The organism is Streptomyces melanogenes, from assembly GCF_014649795.1.
Taxonomy (GTDB): Bacteria; Actinomycetota; Actinomycetes; order Streptomycetales; family Streptomycetaceae; genus Streptomyces; species Streptomyces noboritoensis.
In genome coordinates this window covers 632,270-653,131 of the sequence record NZ_BMTS01000003.1, presented here as the reverse complement: position 1 = coordinate 653,131, position 20,862 = coordinate 632,270, and the positions used below count along the sequence as shown (strand labels likewise).

The 20,862-nt window shown below is 73.4% G+C and carries 18 protein-coding genes; 6 read left to right on the top strand and 12 right to left on the bottom strand.

Annotation, left to right across the window (positions count from 1 at the left end; genetic code table 11):
- Positions 1-65: 65 nt before the first annotated feature.
- From IE252_RS09980 to IE252_RS09970, 3 genes are all read left to right on the top strand, one after another.
- Positions 66-1,283, top strand: coding sequence for a beta-ketoacyl-[acyl-carrier-protein] synthase family protein (locus tag IE252_RS09980; RefSeq protein WP_190088950.1), 1,218 nt, complete (start codon positions 66-68; stop codon positions 1,281-1,283).
- Between the two features lie 326 nt (positions 1,284-1,609).
- Entirely contained in the window at positions 1,610-3,823 is a 2,214-nt protein-coding gene (locus IE252_RS09975) for a protein kinase domain-containing protein (RefSeq protein WP_190088949.1), read from the top strand.
- Positions 3,820-6,060, top strand: coding sequence for a serine/threonine-protein kinase (locus IE252_RS09970; RefSeq protein ID WP_190088948.1), 2,241 nt, complete (start codon positions 3,820-3,822; stop codon positions 6,058-6,060). Before IE252_RS09975 ends, IE252_RS09970 begins: the two co-directional genes overlap by 4 nt.
- Here IE252_RS09970 and IE252_RS09965 read toward each other — a convergent pair.
- Positions 6,057-7,481, bottom strand: coding sequence for an alkaline phosphatase PhoX (locus IE252_RS09965; RefSeq protein WP_190088947.1), 1,425 nt, complete (start codon positions 7,479-7,481; stop codon positions 6,057-6,059). The genes IE252_RS09970 and IE252_RS09965 overlap by 4 nt on opposite strands.
- 322 nt (positions 7,482-7,803) lie before the next feature.
- Positions 7,804-9,243 carry a hypothetical protein gene (locus IE252_RS09960; RefSeq protein ID WP_190088946.1) on the bottom strand — a complete coding sequence of 480 codons (1,440 nt, stop codon included), beginning with the start codon at positions 9,241-9,243 and terminating at the stop codon, positions 7,804-7,806.
- A 341-nt stretch (positions 9,244-9,584) separates the two neighbouring features.
- Here IE252_RS09960 and IE252_RS09955 point away from each other — a divergent pair, with 341 nt between their 5' ends.
- A complete protein-coding gene (locus tag IE252_RS09955; protein WP_190088945.1) occupies positions 9,585-11,414 on the top strand; it encodes a DUF8508 domain-containing protein in 1,830 nt (609 codons plus the stop codon).
- Position 11,415: 1 nt separating this feature from the next.
- On the opposite strand, the gene IE252_RS09950 is transcribed toward IE252_RS09955, so the two are convergent.
- The 3 genes from IE252_RS09950 to IE252_RS09940 form a co-directional block, all read right to left on the bottom strand.
- Positions 11,416-12,138, bottom strand: a complete 723-nt coding sequence (locus tag IE252_RS09950) for an antibiotic biosynthesis monooxygenase (RefSeq protein WP_190088944.1) — start codon at positions 12,136-12,138, stop codon at positions 11,416-11,418.
- 122 nt (positions 12,139-12,260) lie between these two features.
- Entirely contained in the window at positions 12,261-12,929 is a 669-nt protein-coding gene (locus IE252_RS09945; protein ID WP_190088943.1) for a hypothetical protein, read from the bottom strand.
- Positions 12,926-13,099, bottom strand: a complete 174-nt coding sequence (locus tag IE252_RS09940; protein WP_190089002.1) for a hypothetical protein — start codon at positions 13,097-13,099, stop codon at positions 12,926-12,928. The genes IE252_RS09945 and IE252_RS09940 overlap by 4 nt, the downstream gene beginning before the upstream one ends.
- A 134-nt stretch (positions 13,100-13,233) precedes the next feature.
- On the opposite strand from IE252_RS09940, the gene dapA reads away from it, so the two are divergent.
- Positions 13,234-14,103: a 4-hydroxy-tetrahydrodipicolinate synthase gene (gene dapA, locus IE252_RS09935; protein ID WP_190088942.1), complete on the top strand. Its 870-nt coding sequence runs from the start codon at positions 13,234-13,236 to the stop codon at positions 14,101-14,103.
- Positions 14,104-14,201: 98 nt separating this feature from the next.
- Here the strand turns inward: dapA and dapD are convergent, their stop codons facing one another.
- Together dapD and IE252_RS09925 are read right to left on the bottom strand one after the other, a co-directional pair.
- The gene (gene dapD / locus IE252_RS09930) at positions 14,202-15,197 is read right to left on the bottom strand and encodes a 2,3,4,5-tetrahydropyridine-2,6-dicarboxylate N-succinyltransferase (protein ID WP_190088941.1); all 996 of its coding nucleotides are present in this window, start codon (positions 15,195-15,197) and stop codon (positions 14,202-14,204) included.
- Positions 15,198-15,207: 10 nt separating this feature from the next.
- Positions 15,208-16,389 (bottom strand): MFS transporter, encoded by a 1,182-nt coding sequence (locus IE252_RS09925; protein ID WP_373298537.1) that lies wholly within the window; start codon positions 16,387-16,389, stop codon positions 15,208-15,210.
- Positions 16,390-16,542: 153 nt separating this feature from the next.
- Here IE252_RS09925 and IE252_RS09920 point away from each other — a divergent pair, with 153 nt between their 5' ends.
- Positions 16,543-17,430, top strand: coding sequence for a winged helix-turn-helix transcriptional regulator (locus tag IE252_RS09920; protein WP_190088939.1), 888 nt, complete (start codon positions 16,543-16,545; stop codon positions 17,428-17,430).
- Positions 17,431-17,448: 18 nt separating this feature from the next.
- On the opposite strand, the gene IE252_RS09915 is transcribed toward IE252_RS09920, so the two are convergent.
- From IE252_RS09915 to sufU, 5 genes are all read right to left on the bottom strand, one after another.
- A complete protein-coding gene (locus IE252_RS09915) occupies positions 17,449-17,772 on the bottom strand; it encodes a DMT family transporter (protein WP_190088938.1) in 324 nt (107 codons plus the stop codon).
- Positions 17,773-17,825: 53 nt separating this feature from the next.
- Positions 17,826-18,365 carry a TetR/AcrR family transcriptional regulator gene (locus tag IE252_RS09910; protein WP_190088937.1) on the bottom strand — a complete coding sequence of 180 codons (540 nt, stop codon included), beginning with the start codon at positions 18,363-18,365 and terminating at the stop codon, positions 17,826-17,828.
- A 59-nt stretch (positions 18,366-18,424) separates the two neighbouring features.
- On the bottom strand, positions 18,425-19,747 hold the full coding sequence (locus IE252_RS09905; protein WP_229848152.1) for a hypothetical protein: 1,323 nt from the start codon (positions 19,745-19,747) through the stop codon (positions 18,425-18,427).
- A gap of 262 nt (positions 19,748-20,009) precedes the next feature.
- Entirely contained in the window at positions 20,010-20,348 is a 339-nt protein-coding gene (locus IE252_RS09900) for a metal-sulfur cluster assembly factor (protein WP_190088935.1), read from the bottom strand.
- Complete coding sequence (sufU, locus tag IE252_RS09895) at positions 20,345-20,809, bottom strand: Fe-S cluster assembly sulfur transfer protein SufU (RefSeq protein ID WP_190088934.1); 465 nt, start codon at positions 20,807-20,809, stop codon at positions 20,345-20,347. Before sufU ends, IE252_RS09900 begins: the two co-directional genes overlap by 4 nt.
- Between the last annotated feature and the right edge of the window lie 53 nt (positions 20,810-20,862).

Genomic DNA, 20,862 nt, shown 5'->3' with positions numbered 1-20,862 from the left:
CCCCTGGACAAATCGATCCGTTCGGCCCCTCCCCGCGGCCGTCCGCGACTGGCAGGGTCGAGGGTATGAACGATCATGAAGACGTAGTGGTGACCGGGCTCGGCGCGATCACCCCGCTCGGCGCCGACGCCACATCCACCTGGTCCGGGCTGCTCACCGGCAAGTCCGGGGTGTCCCTGCTCACCGAGGAATGGGCGGCGGATCTGCCGGTCCGGGTCGCGGCGGGACTGCCCGTCGACCCGGTCTCGCTGCTCGACCGGGTGGAGGCACGGCGCCTTGACCGATGTGAACAACTGGCGCTGATCAGCTCCCGCGAGGCCTGGCGGGACGCGGGCACCCCCGAGGTCGAGCCCGAGCGGCTGGCGGTGGTGATCGGCACCGGCACCGGTGGCGTGCTGACCACGCTGGGCCAGGACGACACGTACGAGAAGAGCGGCGCGCGCAGGCTCTCGCCGTACGCCGTGCCGATGCTGATGCCCAACGGCCCGGCGGCCTGGGTCTCCATGGACCTGGGCGCGCGGGGCGGGGCACGCACACCGGTGAGCGCCTGCGCGTCCGGGGCCGAGGCCATCGCGATGGGGCTCGACCTGATCCGCGCGGGCCGGGCCGACGTGGTGGTCGCGGGCGGCACGGAGGCCTGTCTGCACCCGTTCACGCTCGCCGCGTTCGCGCAGATGAAGGCGCTGTCGCCGCAGGAGCACGACCCCGAGACGGTGTCCCGCCCGTTCGACGCGGACCGCAGCGGTTTCGTGATGGGCGAGGGCGCGGGCGTACTCGTCCTGGAGCGGGCCTCCTTCGCGCGGGCGCGGCGGGCACGGGTGTACGGGGCGGTGGCGGGGGCCGCCGTGACCTCCAGCGCCGACCACATCACTGCGTCGGACGTGGCCGGGCAGGTCCGGGCGATCGAGACGGCCCTGCGGGACGCGGACCTCGGCCCCGCCGACATCGGGGTGGTGCACGCGCATGCCACGTCGACTCCGTCGGGTGATCTGGCCGAGGCGGATGCCGTGGAGCGGGCGGTCGGGACGCATGCGGTGGTGACCGCGACGAAGTCGATGACGGGGCATATGTTGGGGGCGTCGGGGGCGGTGGGGGCGATGGCGGCGTTGCTCGCCCTGCACGAGGGGATTGTTCCGGCTACGCGGAATCTGGAGCGGCTGGATCCGGGGGTGGGGCTGGATGTGGTGGCGGGGGCGAACCGTACGGGCTCGTGGGACGCGGCCCTGGCCAACTCGTTCGGCTTCGGCGGCCACAACGTGAGCCTGATCCTGAAGCGGTCCTGACTCGCGGGGTCAGTCCCCCACCCCGCCCCTTCCCGAAAGCCCTCTGGCGGGCGGCCTGGTTCTTCGGCTGCGGGCCGTCCCCAACTGGTCGCGCAGTTCCCCGCGCCCCTAGGTAGTTAGGGGCGCGGGGAACTGCGCGAGCGACCCAGCACGGTCCGCAGACGAAAGACAGCGGGGTGCAGGGGCCGCAGGCCCCGCTCAGGTGAGCCCACCCACCCCAGCCCTCCCCCCACCCCCGGAGGATTTAGGGAAGGGGCGGGGTGGGGGCGCAACCACGGATGGGGTCGCGCGCGTCGCACATTCTGACAGTCGTCAGGGGAGGTGCGGTGGGCGAGATCGGCGGGTACCGCCTCGTCGCGCTGCTCGGCGACGGCGGCATGGGCCAGGTACACCTCGCCCGCGCCGCCTCCGGCAGACTCGTCGCGCTGAAGACCGTGCACCCGCACCTCGCCGCCGACCCCCGCTTCCGCGAGCGGTTCCGCCGCGAGGTGGCGGCCGCCAGAGCGGTGGACGGCCCGTACACCGCCGGCGTGCTCGCGGCCGACCCGGACGCCGAACCCCCGTGGCTGGCCACGGCGTACGCCGCCGGGCCCGCCCTCTCCGAGGCCGTCTCCGCGCTCGGCCCCCTCGGCCCCCGCCAGCTCGCCGCGCTCGGCGCCCTGCTGGCGGAGGCGCTGGCCGCCGTACACGCCGCGCACCTCGTCCACCGCGACCTCAAGCCCGCCAATGTGATCGTGACCCGGGACGGCCCGAAGGTCATCGACTTCGGGATCGCCAAGGGGACCGGGGAGGCGGACGCGGAGGCGCTCACCCACTCCGGCGAGGTCGTCGGCTCCCCCGGCTTCATCGCCCCCGAGCAGCTCGCCCGCCAGGGCGAACCCGGGCCCCCCGCCGACGTCTTCGCGCTGGGCGGGCTGCTCGCGCTCTGCGCCACCGGCCGCAACCCGTTCGGCGCGGGGAGCGCCCCGCAGGTGCTGTACCGCACGCTGCACGAGGAGCCGGACCTCGACGGCGTACCGGGCGACGACTGGCGGGAGTTCCTCGGCCGGTGCCTGGCCCGCGAGCCCGCCGACCGGCCCGCTGTCGCCGAGGTCCTGGCGTGGTGCGCCGGGCGCAGCGCCCCCGAGCCCTGGTGGGAGCAGGAGCCGGTCACCGGGCTGATACGCCAGCACGAGGAGGCCACGGCCGAGTTGATCGAGGCGGCGCCGGCCGTGGCCGACCCGGAGCCGCCCGCCCGCGCCTCCCGCCGCCGCTTCCTCCTCTGGTCCGCCTCCGGCGCCGTCGCCGCCGCCGGAATCTCGACGGCGGTCGCACTCGGCAAGGACGGACACGCGAGCGCCGAGCGCCCCTCCCCTGCCCCCTACCCCCGCGGCCGCGCCCTGTGGACCCGTGACCTCGGCCCCACCCAGTACGGCGGCGCCCTGATCCGCCACGGCGACGCCCTCTACGTCCACGACACCGCCTCCCTCACCCGCCTCGACCCCGCCACCGGCGCCGTCCGCTGGCAGCGGGACGCCAAGGGCGTCAGCCAGGTCGTGCCGTACGGCAAGGACGTCGTCCACCTCGTACGCGCCGAGCTCGCCGGTGCCCCGACCCTCGTCGCGCTCGACGCCGCCACCGGCGACCCCCGCTGGGAGACCCGCGACCCCCGGCTCGAAGGGCTGCGGCCGCGCACCTCGCTCCTGCCGGACGACGTCGAACTGGAGGGCTCCCGGGGCCTGTTCGTGCTCGGCGACAAGGTCGCGTGCTTCGTCACGTACGAGTCGTACGACACCGAATGGTCGCGGCGCACCGGGCACAAGCGGCCCTGGCGGGCGTACGGCTACGACCCGGCGACCGGCGAGGGGCTCTGGTACCACGAGGGGACGGCCGCCGGGGTGACGGCGGTGCGGTACGCGGGCGGGCGGTTCGCGATCGCCTCGTCCGTCTACGCCCAGTCGGGCGGGCCCGAGCAGCTCAAGGTGCGCGCGCGGGACCCGCTGCACGTGCTGCGGGCCTCCGACGGCCGCCTGGAGACGACCGTCACGGGCGGCGCGCTGCGGCCGGACGCCCACCCGGGGGCCACCGGCACGGGCTACTTCGCGCTCGGCGAGGCGGTCAGCGCCGTCGATCTGGCAGCCCGGACCACGCTGTGGTCCCGGGGCGTCACCGGCTCGGTGTCCGTGACGCCGACGGCCACCGACGGCCTGGTGCACGCCGCTTCGCACTCGGAGGTGAGCGCCCTGGACGCGGCCACCGGGCGGACCCGCTGGCTGCGCACGGACGTACGGCGCCTCACCGACGCACCCCACGCGTCACCGCCGCCCCTGCTCTCCGAGGGGCGGCTGTACGTCACCGGCCCGGAGCCGGGCAGCGACCAACTCGCGCTGGGCGGGCCGAAGTGGGGGCTGCACGCGCTGGACCCGGCGACGGGGAAGCTGGTGTGGGCCGTGCCGTTCGAGGGCCGCGACGACCTGCTCGGGTGTGCCGGGGGCGGGCTTGTGCACGTGCGCGTCGGCTCGGTCGTCACCACCTTCCGCGGGCCGGACGGCGCCGCATGACGGACCCGCTGCTCGCCTCGGATCCGCGCCGGCTGGGCGGGATCCGGCTCCTCGGCGGGCTGGGGGCGGGCGGGATGGGGCAGGTGTACCTCGGGCGGACGCCGGGCGGGCGGCTCGTCGCCGTGAAGACCGTCCACGAGCACCTCGCGGACGACCCGCACTACCGGGAGCGGTTCCGGCGCGAGGCTGCCGCCGCGCGGGCCGTGACGGGCGCGCACACGGCCCCGGTCCTGGACGCCGATCCCGACTCGCCGGTGCCGTGGCTGGCCACGGCGTTCCTGCCGGGCGTGGCGCTGGGCCGGGCCGTGGCGGCGGGCGGTGCGCTGCGGTCGTCCGCGGTGCGGGCGCTGGGCGCGGCCCTCGCCGAGGCGCTGACCGGGATCCACGCGGCGGGTCTGGTGCACCGCGATCTGAAGCCGTCGAACGTGCTGGTCACGGCGGACGGGCCGCGCGTCATCGACTTCGGCATCGCCCGTGCGGTGCACAGACAGGCGCTGACGGAGACCGGAGCGATCATCGGGACGCCGGGGTATCTGGCCCCGGAGCTGATCGCCGGGGACGGCCCGCCCGCGACGGCCTCGGCCGATGTGTTCGCGCTGGGCGCGGTGCTGGCGTTCGCGGCGACCGGCCTGGGCCCGTTCGGCACCGGCACGGTCGCGATCCTGCTGTTCCGCACGGTCCACGAGGAGCCCGAACTGTCCGGAGTCCCGCGCGCGTTCGGGCTGCGGGAGCTGGTGGAGCGCTGCCTGGACAAGGATCCCGAGGCCCGTCCGACCGTACGGACCGTGCTGCGGGCGCTGCGCGACCCCCGGCCCCCGCTGTGGTGGCGCGAGGAGCCCGTACGGTCGCTGGTCCTCGCCGACGACCCGGTGCCGGAGCCGCAGGACGCGCCGCCGCCGACGGTACGGGAGACCGTACGCGAACCGGTGACCGGTCCCGTACGCCCGTGGCGCGGCCGGGCGGTGGCCCGGCGGGGCCTGCTGCTCGCGGGCGGCGGCGGGCTCGCCGCGCTCTTCGGGTACGCGCTGCTGCGGCCGACCCCGCACGGCGGCGGATCCGGGACGTCGTGGGACCCGGTGGTGCGTACGGGCGCGGCGGCGGGCGGGGCGCGCTGGAGCCTGGAGCCGGGGAGCGGCGAGGTGGACGCGCTGCTCGTGGCCGGGGCGGCCCTGCTGGTGCACGGCACCGACGCGGCCGGCTCGCCGTCCGGCGTGGTCGAGGCGCGCGCGGGCGCCGACGGGGCGCCGCTGTGGCAGCGGAAGGCGGGCGGGAAGGCGAGCGGGTGGTGGGGCACGTCCGACGGACTGCTGCTCGCACCGGATCTGGGACTCCCGGCCGTCGCTCTCGCGAAGGGAGCCGTCCGCGTGAAGAAACCCCAACTGGCGCCCACGCTGGGCTGGTTCACGTCGACGGGCGGGCTCCTGCTCGACTCGTCCGTGCAGACGAGCTCCGAGTGGCGCACCCGGGCCACCGACCCGGCCACCGGCGCCGTCCGCTGGACCACCCCGCCGGGCCCGGCGACCGTGGCCCCCGCCGTGCTCGGCGACGCGCTGCTGCTCGCCCCGGTGCCGGGCGCGTCGACGCGGGTGCGGTGCGTGGGCGTGAAGGACGGCGTGGAGCGGTGGACGTATCCGCCGACGGAGAGCGTGCTGGCGGTGTGTGCGCTGCCGGACGGGTTCGCGGTGCTCACGACGACCGGGAAGCTGCACGTCATCGGCACGGACGGCCGCGCGATCCGTCCCGTACAGCCGCTCGCGCACCTGGACCTCCCGGCCGGGTCCACCGCACTGGCCCAGTCGGCCGGGAAGCTGCTGATCACCGCCGGGAACAGGCTGTACGGCCACGACGTACGCTCCCCTTGGTCGCGGCCCACCCTGGGGCTCGACGCGAGCTGGCCCAAGCGGCTCGGCGGGGCCCGCGCGCCGGTGACCGGCGGCGGGCTGCTGCTGCACTGGCGGGACGCGGGCACCCTGGAGGCGGTGGCCCCGGCGACCGGTGGGGTCCGCTGGGCCGCACAGGTGAGCGGCGGGGTCGCCCAGGTCCCCCCGGTGGTGGCGGGCCCACTGGTCTACGCGGCGGCGGGCAGCGGCTGCACCGCCCTGCGCCTCACCGACGGCCGCGCACTGCGGAGTTGGCCGCTGCCGGACCGGGTGAGCGAGCTCGCGGCGGACGAGGTGGGCTGGTACGCCCGTATCGGCAAGGCGTCGATACGGGCGTACGACAAGCCCTCCGTCTAGCGGGGCTGGCGGCGCCAGGGGCCGGTGATCGCGAGCATGATGCCCGGCTCCTGGATGTTGGCGAACAGTGTCCGGCCGTCGGGCGAGAAGGTCACCCCGGTGAACTCGCTGTACTCCGGGGCCTGTTCGGTGCCCTGGTTGAGCTCGTTGCGGGCGATCGGATACGTACGCCCGGAGTCGGTCGCGCCGAACAGGTGCTGGATCCCCTCGCCGTCCTCGGCGATGACCAGGCCGCCGTACGGAGAGACCGTGATGTTGTCCGGTCCGTCGAAGGCGCCGTCCTGGCCGGGCGCGGGGTTGACGCCGAGCAGCACCTTCAGGGTGAGGGTGCGGCGGCGCGGGTCGTAGAACCACACCTGGCCGTCGTGCTGGACCGGGGACTCCTCGCGGGCGTACGAGGAGACGATGTACGCGCCGCCGTCGCCCCACCACATGCCCTCCAGCTTGCGGGCGCGGGTGACGTCCTGGCCGCTGAACTGCTTGCGCACGGAGGTGGTGCGGGCGTCGCGGTCGGGCACGTCGACCCAGTCGACCCCGTACACCGTGCCGATCTTGGTGGCGCGGGAGAGGTCGTCGACGAACCGGCCGCCCGCGTCGAAGCACTTGGTGGCCTGGAGGACCCCGGCGTCGTCGGCCAGCGCGCGCAGCCGGCCGCGGCCGTGCTTGAAGCCGTGCGGCGGGGTCCAGCGGTAGAGCAGGCCGTTGGGCCCGGCGGCGTCCTCGGTCAGGAAGAGGTGGCCGCGCCGGGGGTCGACGACGACGGCCTCGTGGGCGTACCGGCCGAGCGCCTTGAGGGGCTTGGGGGCGAGGTTGGCACGCCGGTCGCAGGGGTCGACCTCGAAGACGTAGCCGTGGTCCTTGGTCATCCCGTTGGAGCCCGCCTTGTCCTCGGTCTCCTCGCAGGTCAGCCAGGTGCCCCAGGGGGTGGCGCCGCCCGCGCAGTTGGTGGAGGTACCGGCGATGCCGACCCACTCGGCGACCGGGCCGCCGTGCGCGTGCACCTCGACGACGGTGCAGCCGCCGGACGCGGCCGGGTCGTACACCAGGCCCTCGGTGAGCGGCACCGGGCGCGGCCAGTTCTTGCGCGGGCCCTTCAGCTCGTGGTTGTTGACGAGCAGGGTGACGCCGCGCGGCCCTTCGAAGGCGGCGGTGCCGTCGTGGTTGGACGGGGTGGTCTCGCCGGACTCCAGCTTGGTGACGCCGCTGTGGGTGACGATGCGGTACGAGAAGCCCTTCGGCAGCGCGAGTATGCCCTTGGGGTCGGGCAGCAGCGGGCCGTAGCCCGGCTCGTGGTGCCCGTGCCCGTGCTCGGCGGCCAGCGCGCCCGGCGCCGTGGCCAGCGCCCCGACGGATCCGGTGAGGGCGACCCCGGCACCGGTGAGGGCGGAATTCCTGGCGAACTCCCTGCGGCTGAGCGACATCGCGGTCTCCTGACGGGGGTTGCGGGCGGGGGCGGGCCCAGGGTCCCGGGGATGGGCGAACACCGCAATAACACGGGGTGTCGCCCGCCTCAACTCCCTTGCCCCGGGGGGCGCCCTTCGCCTGCGGCCCGGTGGTGGGCTGGTCGCGCAGTTCCCCGCGCCCCCAAAGACCGGCCGTCGTTCGTCTGCGGACCGTGGTGGGTTGCTCGCGCAGTTCCCCGCGCCCCTAAAGGGGCGCCCCGAAGGGGCGCATCTCAGGGGCGCGGGGAACTGCGCGACCAGCCACAGACGTAGCCGCAGACGAACCGCCGCAGCCCAAGGGCTACGCCCGCGAGCGGGCCTTGAAGGCCGCCTTGCGGGCCTCCTTCGCCACCTTCTTGTCGGGGTGCAGGCGCCCCATCGCCTCCAGGACGTCCGCCGTCGCGGGGTGCTCGACCCGCCACGCCGCGTCGAAGAAGCCGCTGTGCTGGCCGACGAGGCCCTCCACCAGGCCCTGGAGCTCCTCCAGATCCCCGTCCACCGCCAGCTGCGCCGCAATCGTGTCCACGGCCAGCCAGAACACCATCGCCTCCGGCGGCGCGGGGACGTCCGCCGCGCCCCGCTCGGCAAGCCACACCCGGGCGAGGCCGCCCAGCTCCGCGTCGTCCAGGACCTCGCGCAGCGCGGGCTCGGCCTCGGGGCCGGTGAGGGCGAGCGCCTGCTGGCAGTGCAGCCGGCGCAGCGGGCCGCGCTCGTCCGAGCCCCGGGCCGCCGCCAGCAACTCCCGTACCGCAGAGGGGAGTTCGTGCCGCGCCAGCCACTGCTCGGTCTCGGCGCGGGCGGCCGCCTCCGCGTAGTACGCGATGCCGTCGAGCAGCACGTCCGCACCCTTGTCCGCGAGGTCGCCGACGGCCGGCGCCTCCACGCCCGCCTCCAGCATCCGGGCCCGTACGCCGTAGAGGCCGAGCGGGGTGAGGCGGACCATGCCGTACCGGGCCACGTCCTCGTCGTCGACGGGCGGCGCGGGCTCCTCGTCCTCCTCGGCCATCAGGGCCTCGTCCACCGGCCGGTACTCGACAAGCCCGATCGGCTCCAGGAGGCGGAACTGGTCGTCGAGGCGCATCATCGCGTCCGACACCTGCTCCAGGATGTCGTCGGTGGGCTCCCCCATGTCGTCGGGGACGATCATCGACGCGGCGAGCGCGGGCAGCGGCACCGGCCCCTCGCCCGCGCCGCCCTCGGTGACGGTGAGCAGGTAGAGGTTGCCGAGCACGCCCTCCAGGAAGTCCGCCTCCGCCTGCGGGTCCCAGTCGAGCCGGTCGAAGTCGAGCTCGCCGTCGTCGCCGATGAGGTCGGCGAAGTCGTCGAGCACGGGGGCGGTCGCGTCCGCGAAGACCGCGTCGAAGGCGTCCAGCCAGGTGGTGAGGACGTCCTGCGGGGAGCCGGAGGTGAGCAGGGCGAGGCTCTCGCCCGCGACGGCCGTGCCCTCGCCGTCCTCGTCCTCCGCGTCGGTGACGTCGACGAGCCCGGCGTCCACGGCGATCCGCCACGCCTCGCTCGCGTCCGCCGCGCCGTCCTCGTCGACGGTGAGGCCCAGTGCCTCGGCGGCCGCGGGCAGTTGCTCCTCGACGAGCTCACCCCCGGCGCCGACCCGGGTCCCGGGCCCGGCCCAGCGGGCGAGCCGGGCGGCGCGGGCCAGCAGCGGGGCGGCGAGCGCCGCCCGCGCGAGTTCGGCCTCGGAGTGCAGCCGCACCGGCGGCAGGGTGGGGCGGTCTCCGGACATCTGTGGCGTACTCCTCGGCGAAGCGGTGGTTGCGGCGGTGTGATGCGAGAGGCACCCAGCGTAGACGTATTTCACCGGGTATCGCCGCCCACCGGCCACAGCCGCCGCCGGGCCGCACGGCGGGTTCCGGCCGGGGCCGCGACGGTTGCGTACGGGAATCGCCGTGCGGTGGCCGGGCTCCCCCGGCGGACGGTTCATCCAGCCGTCAGATTCCGGCCACCCGGCGACCCTTGACAACTGCCCCGGTCAGCCAAGAGATTGACGCGCGTAGAACTTGCTGCACACCTGAGCAGCACCGCACCCGCACGTGCACCGATTCCCTCATCTTCCGGAGTTCCTTGATGCCCGTTCCGAGATCCGCCGCCGTCTCCGCCGTCGTCGCCGCCGCGCTGGGCGCCGGTCTGCTCGCCGCCGGCTCGTCGGCCGCCGCCGACCCGACCGTCGCCCGCATCCACGACATCCAGGGCACGACCCGCACCTCGCCGCTGGCCGGCAAGCAGGTCGCGGAGGTGCCGGGCGTCGTCACCGGCGTACGGACGTACGGCTCCTCGAAGGGCTTCTGGTTCCAGGACACCGCACCGGACGACAACCCGGCCACCAGCGAGGGCGTCTTCGTCTTCACCGGCTCGGCCCCGACCGTGGCCGTGGGCGACTCGGTGAAGGTCTCCGGCACGGTGACCGAGTACGTCCCGGGCGGCCTCTCCTCCGGCAACCAGTCGCTGACCCAGATATCGAAGCCGACCGTGACGGTCGTCTCCTCGGGCAACCCGCTGCCGGCCCCGGTCGCGGTGACGGCCCGTACCGTTCCCGACCGCTACACCCCGGCGGGCGACCCGGCCGCCGGCAACAGCGTCAACGGCCTGACCCTCCAGCCGAAGAAGTACGCCCTGGACTACTACGAGTCCCTTGAGGGCATGAACATCCGCATCGGCACCTCGCGGATCGTCGGCGCCACCGACCCGTACAGCGAGCTGTGGGTCACCGTGAAGGGCCGCGAGAACCGCACCAAGCGGGGCGGCACGCTCTACTCGTCGTACGACGACCAGAACACCGGCCGCCTCCAGATCCAGAGCCTGGTGCCGAGCGCGCAGCAGCCCTTCCCCAAGGCGAACGTCGGTGACACGCTGACCGGCGCCACCGAAGGGCCGCTGGACTTCAACCAGTTCGGCGGGTACACGATCACCGCCCGCACCCTCGGCACGGTCAAGGACAACGGCCTCAAGCGCGAGACCACCCGCAAGCAGCGCACCGGCGAGCTCGCGGTCGCCACGTACAACGTGGAGAACCTGGACCCGAGCGACCCGCAGGCGAAGTTCGACGCGCTGGCCGACGGTGTGGTCACGCACCTCGCCTCGCCCGACATCGTGGCCCTGGAGGAGATCCAGGACAACAACGGCGCCAAGAACGACGGCACGGTCGACGCGTCCGCCACCATCAAGAAGTTCACGGACGCGATCGTCGCCAAGGGCGGCCCCGCCTACCAGTGGCGCTCGATCGACCCGGAGAACCTGAAGGACGGCGGCGAGCCCGGCGGCAACATCCGCCAGGTGTTCCTCTTCAACCCGGCGCGGGTCTCCTTCACCGACCGCCCCGGCGGCGACGCCAAGACCGCCGTCGGCGTCACCGGCACCAAGGGCCGCGCGGCCCTGACCCTCTCCCCCGGCCGCATCGACCCGGCGAACCCGGCGTGGGCGGACAGCCGCAAGCCGCTCGCGGGCGAGTTCGTCTTCAAGGGGCAGACGGTCTTCGTCATCGCCAACCACTTCGCCTCCAAGGGCGGCGACGAGGGCCTGGTCTCGCAGCACCAGCCGGTGCCGCGCTCCTCGGAGGCCAAGCGGCTGCTCCAGGCGCAGGCCGTGAACGGCTTCGTGAAGCAGATCCTCGCGGTCGACAAGCACGCCCGGGTGCTCGCGCTCGGCGACATCAACGACTTCGACTTCTCGGGCACCACCAAGGCCCTGGAGGACGGCGGCGCGCTGCGCTCGGCTTTCCGCACGCTGCCGAAGAAGGAGCGTTACTCCTACGTGTACCAGGGCAACACCCAGGTGCTCGACCAGATCCTGACCAGCCCGGCCGTGCGCGGCTTCGACTACGACAGCGTGCACATCAACGCGGAGTTCGCCGACCAGAACAGCGACCACGACCCGCAGGTCATCCGCTTCCGCCCGTAGGTCAGGAGGCCGGGGTGACGGTCAGCGCCGGAAGGTAGCGCGTCACCCCGCCGCCGGTGACGCCCGGGTGGTCGTGCACCCGGGCCCACTGCGGGGTCTTCGAGCCGACCCCGTCGCTGCCGGCGGCGAGCGCGTCGATGTGGGCCCGCTCGCTCTCCCACTCGGCGTAGTTGAGGACGCGGGTGCCGTCCAGGCTCGCGTGGAAGTGCGCGGAGATGCCGCCGGGCGGCAGGTCCGGGTCGGTGTCCAGGGCCTCGAAGACGGCGTCCACCCAGGCGCGCTGGCGCTGCGGGTCCGATCCTTCGAACTCGACGTCGACGATCACGATGCAGCCGGGCGTACGGGGGTCGCCCGGCTGCGGACCGCCGCTGCGGTAGAGCTCGTACGAGTGCAGGCCCGCGCGCTCGATGCCGGGGACGGCCGCGTCGATCTCGGCGTTGCGGCCGTCCCGGAACCGCCGGAAGAAGTCCTGGTAGGCGTCCTCGCTCCGCCACTGCGAGTAGTGCAGGAGGGCGTCGCCGTCGGTGCCGGTGTACACGCTGTACGAGAGCAGCCCGACGTCCGGCCAGTCCCGGCTGCCCCACGCCTCGGCGATCGCCTCGACGGCGGCGCGCTGCCGCTCGGGGGTGCCCATGCGCCAGACGCTGGACTTGACGACGCCGACGCCGGAGCGGCGCGGGTCGGGCAGGGCGTCGAACTTCACGTCGGTGGGCGTGGCGGACATGGCGGTCTCCTGGTGATCGTCGCGGTGCTGTGCTGCGCTGACGATCACCATCCTGAAATGTCAAGGGCACTTGAGGTCAAGGACGGACAGAGGCCCTCCTGGTCCCCCTACCGAGAGTCCCTCTACCGCGAGTCGCCCTTGTCGCCGAGCCGCGCCAACTCGCTCTGGAACCAGTCGAGCCGGGCCTGGAGCAGCGCCGCCTCGGCGACCAGCTCCGGGTAGGTCCGGCCGGGCTCGGCGGCGCCCGTGTCGACGGCGTTCGCGGCGAGAACCCTCAACCCCGCCCCACCGCGCCGGGCGAAGTCGTCGAACCCCACGGTCGCGCGCGACCCCGCGCACGCCGCGCAGACCGGCTCCACGACCCGCCACCCGGGCCGCCCCCAGCCCGCGTCGGCGAGGCCGGTCGCCCGCCGCCGGCAGCGGCACGGCCCGGCCGTGGCGGTGCGCACCCGCTGGCGGGCGTAGCGCATCCCGCGCTCGAACCGGATGTAGCGCCCCAGGACCGCCACTTCGAGCAGCAACGCGCCCCGGTGGTCGGCCGTGCAGGTCAGCGCCGCCGCCTCGGCGCGCTCGTGCAGACAGTGGAAGCCGCAGTCGCAGAGCCTGGACGGCGAGCGGTGGCGCCGCCCGTAGGCGCAGTGCGCGTCGTCCAGGACGCCGTAGGGCAGGGCGGCGCCCAGCGAGATGCCGAGGAACCCGGCCCGGGAGCCGTCCTGGGAGAGCGCCGCGTGGGCGATCTTGTAGCCGGTGGGCGGCTCCGTCGGGCGTTCCTCGGGGAGCCGCAGTCTCATCGGCCCGCCGTCACCTCGACGGGCACCTCGGCCGGGATCTCCTCGGGCACGGGCGGCGCCTCGTCCCGTACGACATCTTCGGGCCGCTCCTCCGCGACACCGGTGGCGAGAGCCTTGCCGAGCTTCATGACGACCTCCGACGGTACGACGGTACGGACATGAACGGACACACCGGTCTCTCATGGTGACGCACGCCCGAGCGGCCGCCAAGAGCGCCTGCGCCCCGAACAGTTCAGCACTGCTGTGGATTAACCCGAAGCAAATCTAAGTAGACCTTCACGCTCACTCCGCCCAGACTGCGTGAATGAGCACTCCCCGCCCTTTCGGGCGCGCACTTTGCGCCATGATCACGCCGTTCACCGCCGACGACACGCTCGACCTCGACCACGCGCGGCGGCTCGCCGCGCACTTGGTCGCCGAGGGCTGCGACGGCCTGGTGCTCAGCGGCACCACGGGCGAGTCGCCCACCACGACCGACGCCGAGAAGGCGGCGCTGGTACGGGCGGTGCGCGAGGAGGTCGGGGCCGACATCCACGTCGTGGCCGGGGTCGGAACGGCGTCCACCCGGCACACCGTGGAGCTGGCCCGCCAGGCCGAGGAGGCGGGCGCGAACGGCCTGTTGGTGGTCTCGCCGTACTACAGCCGCCCGCCGCAGGACGCGGTCGAGGCGCACTTCCGCACGGTGGCGGACGCCACGGGGCTGCCCGTGATGCTCTACGACATCCCCGGCCGGACGGGCGTCCGGATCGGCACGGACGCGCTGCTGCGGCTCGCGGAACACGAGCGGATCGTGGCGGTCAAGGACTGCGCGTACGACCTGCTCGCCTCCACCAAGGTCATCGGCCGCACCTCGCTGGCGTACTACTCGGGCTGCGAGGAGACGAACCTGCCGCTGTACGCGGTGGGGGCAGCGGGCTATGTGAGCACGGTGGCGAACGTGGCCCCGGCCCAGATGCGGGCCCCCCTGGACGCGTACGACAAGGGCGACACAGCAGAGGCAACCCGCCTCAACCACCTCACGCTCCCGCTGTCGGAGCTGATGATGGCGTCGGGCTTGCCGGGGACGGTGACGGTGAAGGCGCTGCTGAACACTCCGGTCCGCGAACCCTTGCAACCCGCGAGCGCGGACCAGGTCGCCGTGCTGCAGAGGGCATACGACGACCTGATCCACTGAGTACCCAGGGGCGCGGGGCTGTGACATTTTGCGGCTCCGCCGCGTGGGCGCGACCAGCCACCCACGGCCCGCAGCCGAAAACGCGCCCCTCAAAACCCTCAGTTGTGACTGTGCAGAATCTCGTTGAGCCCGCCCCACACGGCGTTGTTGGGCCGAGCCTCAACCGCACCCGTAACCGAGTTCCGCCGGAACAGAATGTTCGACGCACCGGACAGCTCGCGAGCCTTCACGATCTGCCCGTCCGGCATGGTCACCCGCGTACCGGCGGTGACATACAGCCCGGCCTCCACGACGCACTCGTCACCGAGGGCGATCCCCACCCCGGCCTCCGCGCCGACGAGGCACCGCTCACCGATGACGATACGAACGTTGCCCCCACCCGACAGCGTGCCCATCGTGGACGCGCCGCCGCCGATGTCGGAGCCGTTGCCGACGACGACACCGGCGGAGATCCGGCCCTCGACCATCGACGTCCCGAGCGTGCCCGCGTTGAAGTTCACGAAGCCCTCGTGCATCACGGTGGTGCCCTCGGCCAGGTGCGCGCCGAGGCGCACCCGGTCGGCGTCGGCGATGCGGACGCCCGTGGGGACCACGTAGTCCGTCATGCGCGGGAACTTGTCGATGGACGTCACCTGGAGGTGCAGTCCGGCGGCGCGGGCGTTCAGGCGCACCGTCTCGATGTCGTCGACGGCGACCGGGCCGAGCGAGGTCCAGGCGACGTTGGCGAGCAGGCCGAAGACGCCGTCCAGGCTCTGGCCGTGCGGCTTGACCAGGCGGTGCGAGAGCAGGTGCAGGCGCAGGTACGCGTCGTGGGCGTCCAGCGGCTTGTCGTCGAGCGAGGCGATGACCGTACGGACGGCGACGACCTCGACGCCCCGGCGCTCGTCGACGCCGAGCGCGGCGGCCGCGCCCTTGCCGAGGAGCGCGGTGGCCTGGTCGGCGGTGAGCCGCTCGGTGCCGGCCGGGCCGGGCTCTTCGACGAGCTCGGGGGCGGGGAACCAGGTGTCGAGGACGGTGCCGTCGCCGGCGAGGGTGGCGAGGCCGGCGGCGACGGCGCCGGTGGAGCGAGAAGCAGTAGCAGTCGTGTCGGTCATGGCAGAAAACCTAACCGGCGGTGGCCCGCCGGGGCGAACCGGTCTCATGTGACGGGCGCGCGTCACCCCCGGTCAGCGGCGCCGGAAGGCGGCGCGCCCAGAGCACCGCGAGCCCGGCGAGGCCCGCGAGGGCGGCGCACAGCGGCCACAGCAGTCCGGGCGCGGCGGTGTAGAGGGCGCCGCCGAGCGGCGGGGCGAGCACCTGGCCGCTGATGGAGGCGCCCGCGTACAGGCTCTGGAAGCGGCCCTGGGCGTGGGCGGGCGCCTGGTCGGCGACGTACGCGGTGGCGGTGGTCTTGTAGAGGATCTCGCCGAGGGTGAGCGACACCATCAGGGCGAGGGCCCAGCCGAGGGCGGCGCCCGGGATCAGCAGCGCGTAGCCGAGGCCGACGAGGAGCAGTCCGCAGCCGACGACCGACAGCGGGGCGCGGCCGCGCAGGGCGTGGACGGCGGGCAGTTCGAGGCAGAGGATCACTGCGCTGTTGAGGGCGATGAGCCAGCCGTAGACGTGCTCGTCCAGGCCGTGGTCGCCGAGGAAGACGGGCAGAGTCGAGTACTGCTGGCGGTAGACGAGGTCGACGCAGACGATCGCGGCGAGCAGGACGAGCACGGCGGGCCGCACCCGCAGCTCCCGCCACAGGCCGGGCGCGCCCGGGTCGTACGACGGCTTGGCGTGGGCGGCCCCGCGGGCGGGCAGCACGCGGGCGGCGTAGGCGGCGAAGAGCAGGGTGCCGACGCCGTCGGCGGCGAAGAGCCAGTCGTACGACCAGTGGGCGGCGACCAGGGCGCCCAGCGGCGGCCCGACGGTGAAGCCCGCGTTGGCGGCGAACCGCATCACGGCGAAGCCCTGGCGTCGGCTTCCCTCGGGGACGCCGACGGCGACGAGCGCGGAGTTGGCGGACCGGACGACTCCGGAGGCGTACTGGGCGATCGGCAGGGCGACGGCCAGCAGGGCGGTCGGCAGCAGCCCGAGGGTGGCCAGGACGGTGCCGCTGACCACGGCGCCGGCGAGCAGGGCGCGCCGGTGGCCGTAGCGGTCGCCGAACGAGCCGCCGGTGAAGTTCCCGGCGACCAGGCCGATGCCGCCGATCCCGCTGATCACCCCGGCCTGGCCGACGCTCAGGCCGCGCGGGCCGGTCAGGTACACGAACAGGTAGATGAACGTGAAGCTGACGACCGCGTTGAAGAACATGCCGAAGCACAACAGCCGGACGGTTCTCGGCACCGCGCGCAAGGTCTTCACGCCGTCGCCCCCCCTGGGTCTCGCTCACAAGTGAGTTCCTTATGGGAACGGACTATGTCAGCATGGGGATCGCAGGTCAACGGCGTACGGAAGGATGGGCCCATGCCTCAACGGACCCGTCTCCACGACGAGCACTGCGCGATCGCCCAGGCCCTGGACGTCGTCGGCGACTGGTGGACGCTCCTGATCGTGCGCGACGCCGCACGCGGAGTGCACCGCTTCGACGCCCTCCAGCGCGAGCTCGGCATGTCCCGCAAGGTGCTCGCCGAGCGGCTGAAGCTGCTGGTCGAGACGGGGGTGCTGACCCGGGAGCCGTATCAGGAGCGCCCGGTCAGGTACGAGTACCGGCTCACTCCGCGCGGCCGTGCCCTGCTGCCCGTACTGATCGCACTCCAGGACTGGGGAGACACCTGGGTGCTGGGGGAAGGAGAAACGATGGCAACAGCGACGGAGAGCTCCGGGGAGACCGAGCGGGTGCGGGAGCTGGTCGGCACGAAGGTGCCGGAGCTCCACCTCACCGACCTGGACGGCGCGTCGCGGGACCCGGTGGCGGCGGAGAGCGCGTACACGGTGCTCTACTGCTTCCCCGGCGCGTACGCCCGCAAGGAGTCCTATCCGCCCGGCTGGGCGGGGATCCCGGGGGCGCCGGGCTGCACGCTCGAATCGTGCACGTACCGCGACCAGCTCGCCGAGTTCACGGCGGCGGGCGCGACCGTGCACGGCGTGTCCGCCCAACGCCCGGACGAGCAGCGGGCGTTCGCGGACAAGGAGCGGCTGCGCTTCCCGCTCCTGTCGGACGCGGACCTGACGCTGACGGCCGCGCTGCGGCTGCCGACGTTCCGCACGGCGGGGGTGAGCAGGCTGAAGCGCCTGACGCTGGTGGTCGACCGGGACCGTACGGTCATCGAGGCGCTCTACCCGATCACCGACATCGAGGCGAGCGTGCGGGCGGCGCTGGAGGCGGTGCGGCGGGCGGGCGCCGGGGGCTGAGGCCCGGCCGTCGGCGCCTCAGTGCGCGGCGCCGCCGAGGTTGAGCAGCACCACGCCGCCGATGATCAGCGCGATCCCGGCGAACTTGGCGGCCGTCATCGTCTCGCCCAGGAAGAGCATGCCGATGGCGGCGATGACGGCCGTGCCCGCGCCGGACCAGATCGCGTACGCGGTGCCGACGGACATCGACTTCAGGGTCAGCGAGAGCAGATAGAACGCGAGCAGATACCCGCAGGCGGTGACCAGCGACGGCCAGAGCCGCGTGAAGCCCTCGCTGTACTTCATCGCGGAGGTGGCGGCGATCTCCGACGCGATGGCGCAGGAGAGCAGGACGTACGGCATACGGACAAGCGTACACAGCGATGCGTACGGGCGTACATAACGATTTGGGGCGGTTACGGCCGCAGTAGCCGCCCCAGCAACTCCCTCGCGTAACCCTCGTCATAGGCCCCGCCCGTCAACAGCGCCTGGAGGCAGATCCCGTCCATCAGGGCGACCAGGCCGCGGGCCGTGACCGGGTCCGTGTGGCGGGTCAGGACCTCCGCCACTCCCTCGGTCCACTCCGCGGCGACCGGCCGCAGCGCGGGCCGCCGCAGCGCCGCCAGATAGAGCTCGTACTCCAGCTCCACCCGCGCCCGGTCCCCCGCGATCCACTCGCCCATCAGCCGCGCGAGCTCCGCGGCCACGTCCACGCCCGGCTCCGCCAGCGCCCCGCTCTCGCGGATCGCGGCGGCGAAGCCCTCGTTGGCTTGGCGCAGCGCGGCGACCATGAGCTCGTCGAGCGTCTTGAAGTGGTACGTGGTGGAGCCGAGCGGCACATCGGCCTCGGCGGCGACGCTGCGGTGGCTGAGCCCGGCGATACCGCGCTCGCCGACCACGCGGATCGCGGCGTCGATGATGCGGCGCCGCCGGTCGGGGTCGTACCGGCGGGCCATCAGTCGCACGCTCCCTGCTCTGGGGACATGCCCCGACCGTACCGGGCCGGGCCCGGGGCTCAGCCGGTGACGGTGAACCAGGTGGCGCGGGACTTCTTCCACTCGGGGTGCGTGAGGTCCTTCGCGTCGGTCCCGTCGCCGTACAGGTCGGCCGACCCGTCGTCGGTGATCAGCTGCGCGCGGGCCCCCGGCACCGACAGGTCCGGCACGTCCACGACGGCCTCCCAGCCGCCCGGGTCGGTGGTGGGCAGATCGCGCAGCTTGACCGGGACGTGCGCGGCGACTCCGTCCCAGGAGTAGAGGGCGTACGGGTCGGAGTTGTCGTCGGCCGCCCACGACCCGGCGACGATCAGATACTGGTCGGCGGCGTTCTTGCGGATGTCCCGGATGCTCAGCCCGCCCAGATCGAGCTCGATCGGCGACCCGACGACCGCCTTGGCCCCGCTCGCCAGCACCTTGTCGAAGTTGGTGACGGGCACGATGAGCGCCTTGCCGCCGTTGGCCGGGGGCACGAGCGGCGCCCGGAAGCCGACGTACGCGGTGGTGGCCGAGCCGGGCGCGAACTCCAGGCCCTCCACGTTGAACCCGTCGACCTGCTTGGGCGCCTGCCCGGCGGCGGTCCCGGCGGCGAAGCCGTACCGGTCGCCGTTGGCGCGGTCCCAGGCGACGAGGTCGTCGCGCAGCTTCTTGTACGAGCGGCCGAGCGCCAGCTGGGTGCCCGCCCCGGACCCGGTGACGGTGGTGGTGAAGACGGTGTTGCGGTCGGCCTTGTACTCGCCGTCCTTGTTGTTGCCGAGCGAGCCGGTCCAGTAGATCGTGTCGCCGACGCGGGCCGCGCCTTCGATGTCGATCTCCTTGGTGACCCCGAGCTGGGAGCTGAAGTCCCAGGTCTTCACGGGCGCGCCGGAGGCCGAACGGTTGTACAGCCGCAGCGTGTTGGACTCGTCGTCGGCGACGACGACGTACCCGCCGCCCACGTCGACGGCGGCGGAGGCGTCGCTGGAGCCGGTGAAGTACCGGGTGTCGGCGGCGTACTGGACGGCGGCCGAGGCGGCGTAGTGCAGCGTCTTGGTGACGCTCTTGCCGCCGAGCCCGGTGAGCTTGAGGGTGAGGTCGGTGTACCCGCGCCCGTGCGCGGCCACCGAGACCTGCCGGGTGGCCCCGGTCCCGGTGACCGTCACGTCGCCGGTCCCGGCGACGGAGGACTTGGTGCTGGCCGAGGCGGCCACGGTGAGCGCGGAGGCGTCGGCCCCGCTCTGTCCGACGGTCACGGTCACCACGGGGTCCCCGGTCCCGCCCACGGCCCCCGACAGATAACTGGCCGAAAGCGAGAGGGTCGGGGTGCCGTAACCGGCCGCGTGCGCGGGTGCGTTCAGGCCCATGGCGGCCAGCGTAAGAGCCCCGCTCACGGCCGCAAGGGCAACGCGCTTGTTCCGGGAAACGTCATACAGCACTGGGTGCCTCTCGTCGGCGTGATGTCGACGAGAAGGCTCCGGTGCGTGCGCCAATTTCGGCCGTACGAGATACGTACGGGAGGCGAACAGATCCGTACGCCGCCGGACGGCCCCTGCCGATCAGCGGCGCCGCGGGCACGCGGAAGGGGCCCCGGCGTGACTCCGGGGCCCCTTCCTGTGCACAGCTCGCTCAGACGTTGAACCCCAGCGCCCGCAGCTGCTCGCGCCCATCGTCCGTGATCTTGTCCGGGCCCCACGGCGGCATCCAGACCCAGTTGATCTTGAGTTCGTTGACGATGCCTTCCGTCGCGGACTTCGCCTGGTCCTCGATCACATCGGTCAGCGGGCAGGCCGCCGACGTCAGGGTCATGTCCAGCGTCGCGATGTTGGCGTCGTCGATGTGGATGCCGTAGATGAGGCCCAGGTTGACGACGTCGATGCCCAGCTCGGGGTCGACGACGTCGTACAGCGCCTCGCGGACTTCTTCTTCCGAGGCCGGCTTCAGCGTGGCCCCTGCGTTCTCGGTCATGCGCTCTTCCTCTCGGCTCCGGCGCCCAGCGCCTGGGCCGTCGCGTCCTTCCAGGCCATCCAGCTCAGCAGAGCACACTTGACGCGCGCGGGGTACTTGGAGACGCCGGCGAAAGCCACCGCGTCCTCCAGGACCTCCTCCATCGCGTCGTCCGGCTCCAGCTGGCCCTTGGACTGCATCAGCTCCAGGAAGGTCTCCTGGATCCGCTGCGCCTCGTCCAGGTCCTTGCCGACCAGCAGGTCGTTGAGGACCGAGGCGCTGGCCTGGCTGATGGAGCAGCCCTGGCCCTCGTACGAGACGTCCTCGATCCGCGAGCCCGCGTACTTCACCCGGAGGGTGATCTCGTCGCCGCACGTCGGGTTCACGTGGTGCACCTCGGCGTCACCGTCCCGCAAGCCCCGGCCGTGCGGGTGCTTGTAGTGGTCCAGGATGACGTCCTGGTACATCGAATCCAGCTTCACAACGAATTACCTCGCGTCCCTGCAATCGCTCGCCACGACGTGTTTTCCGGCCG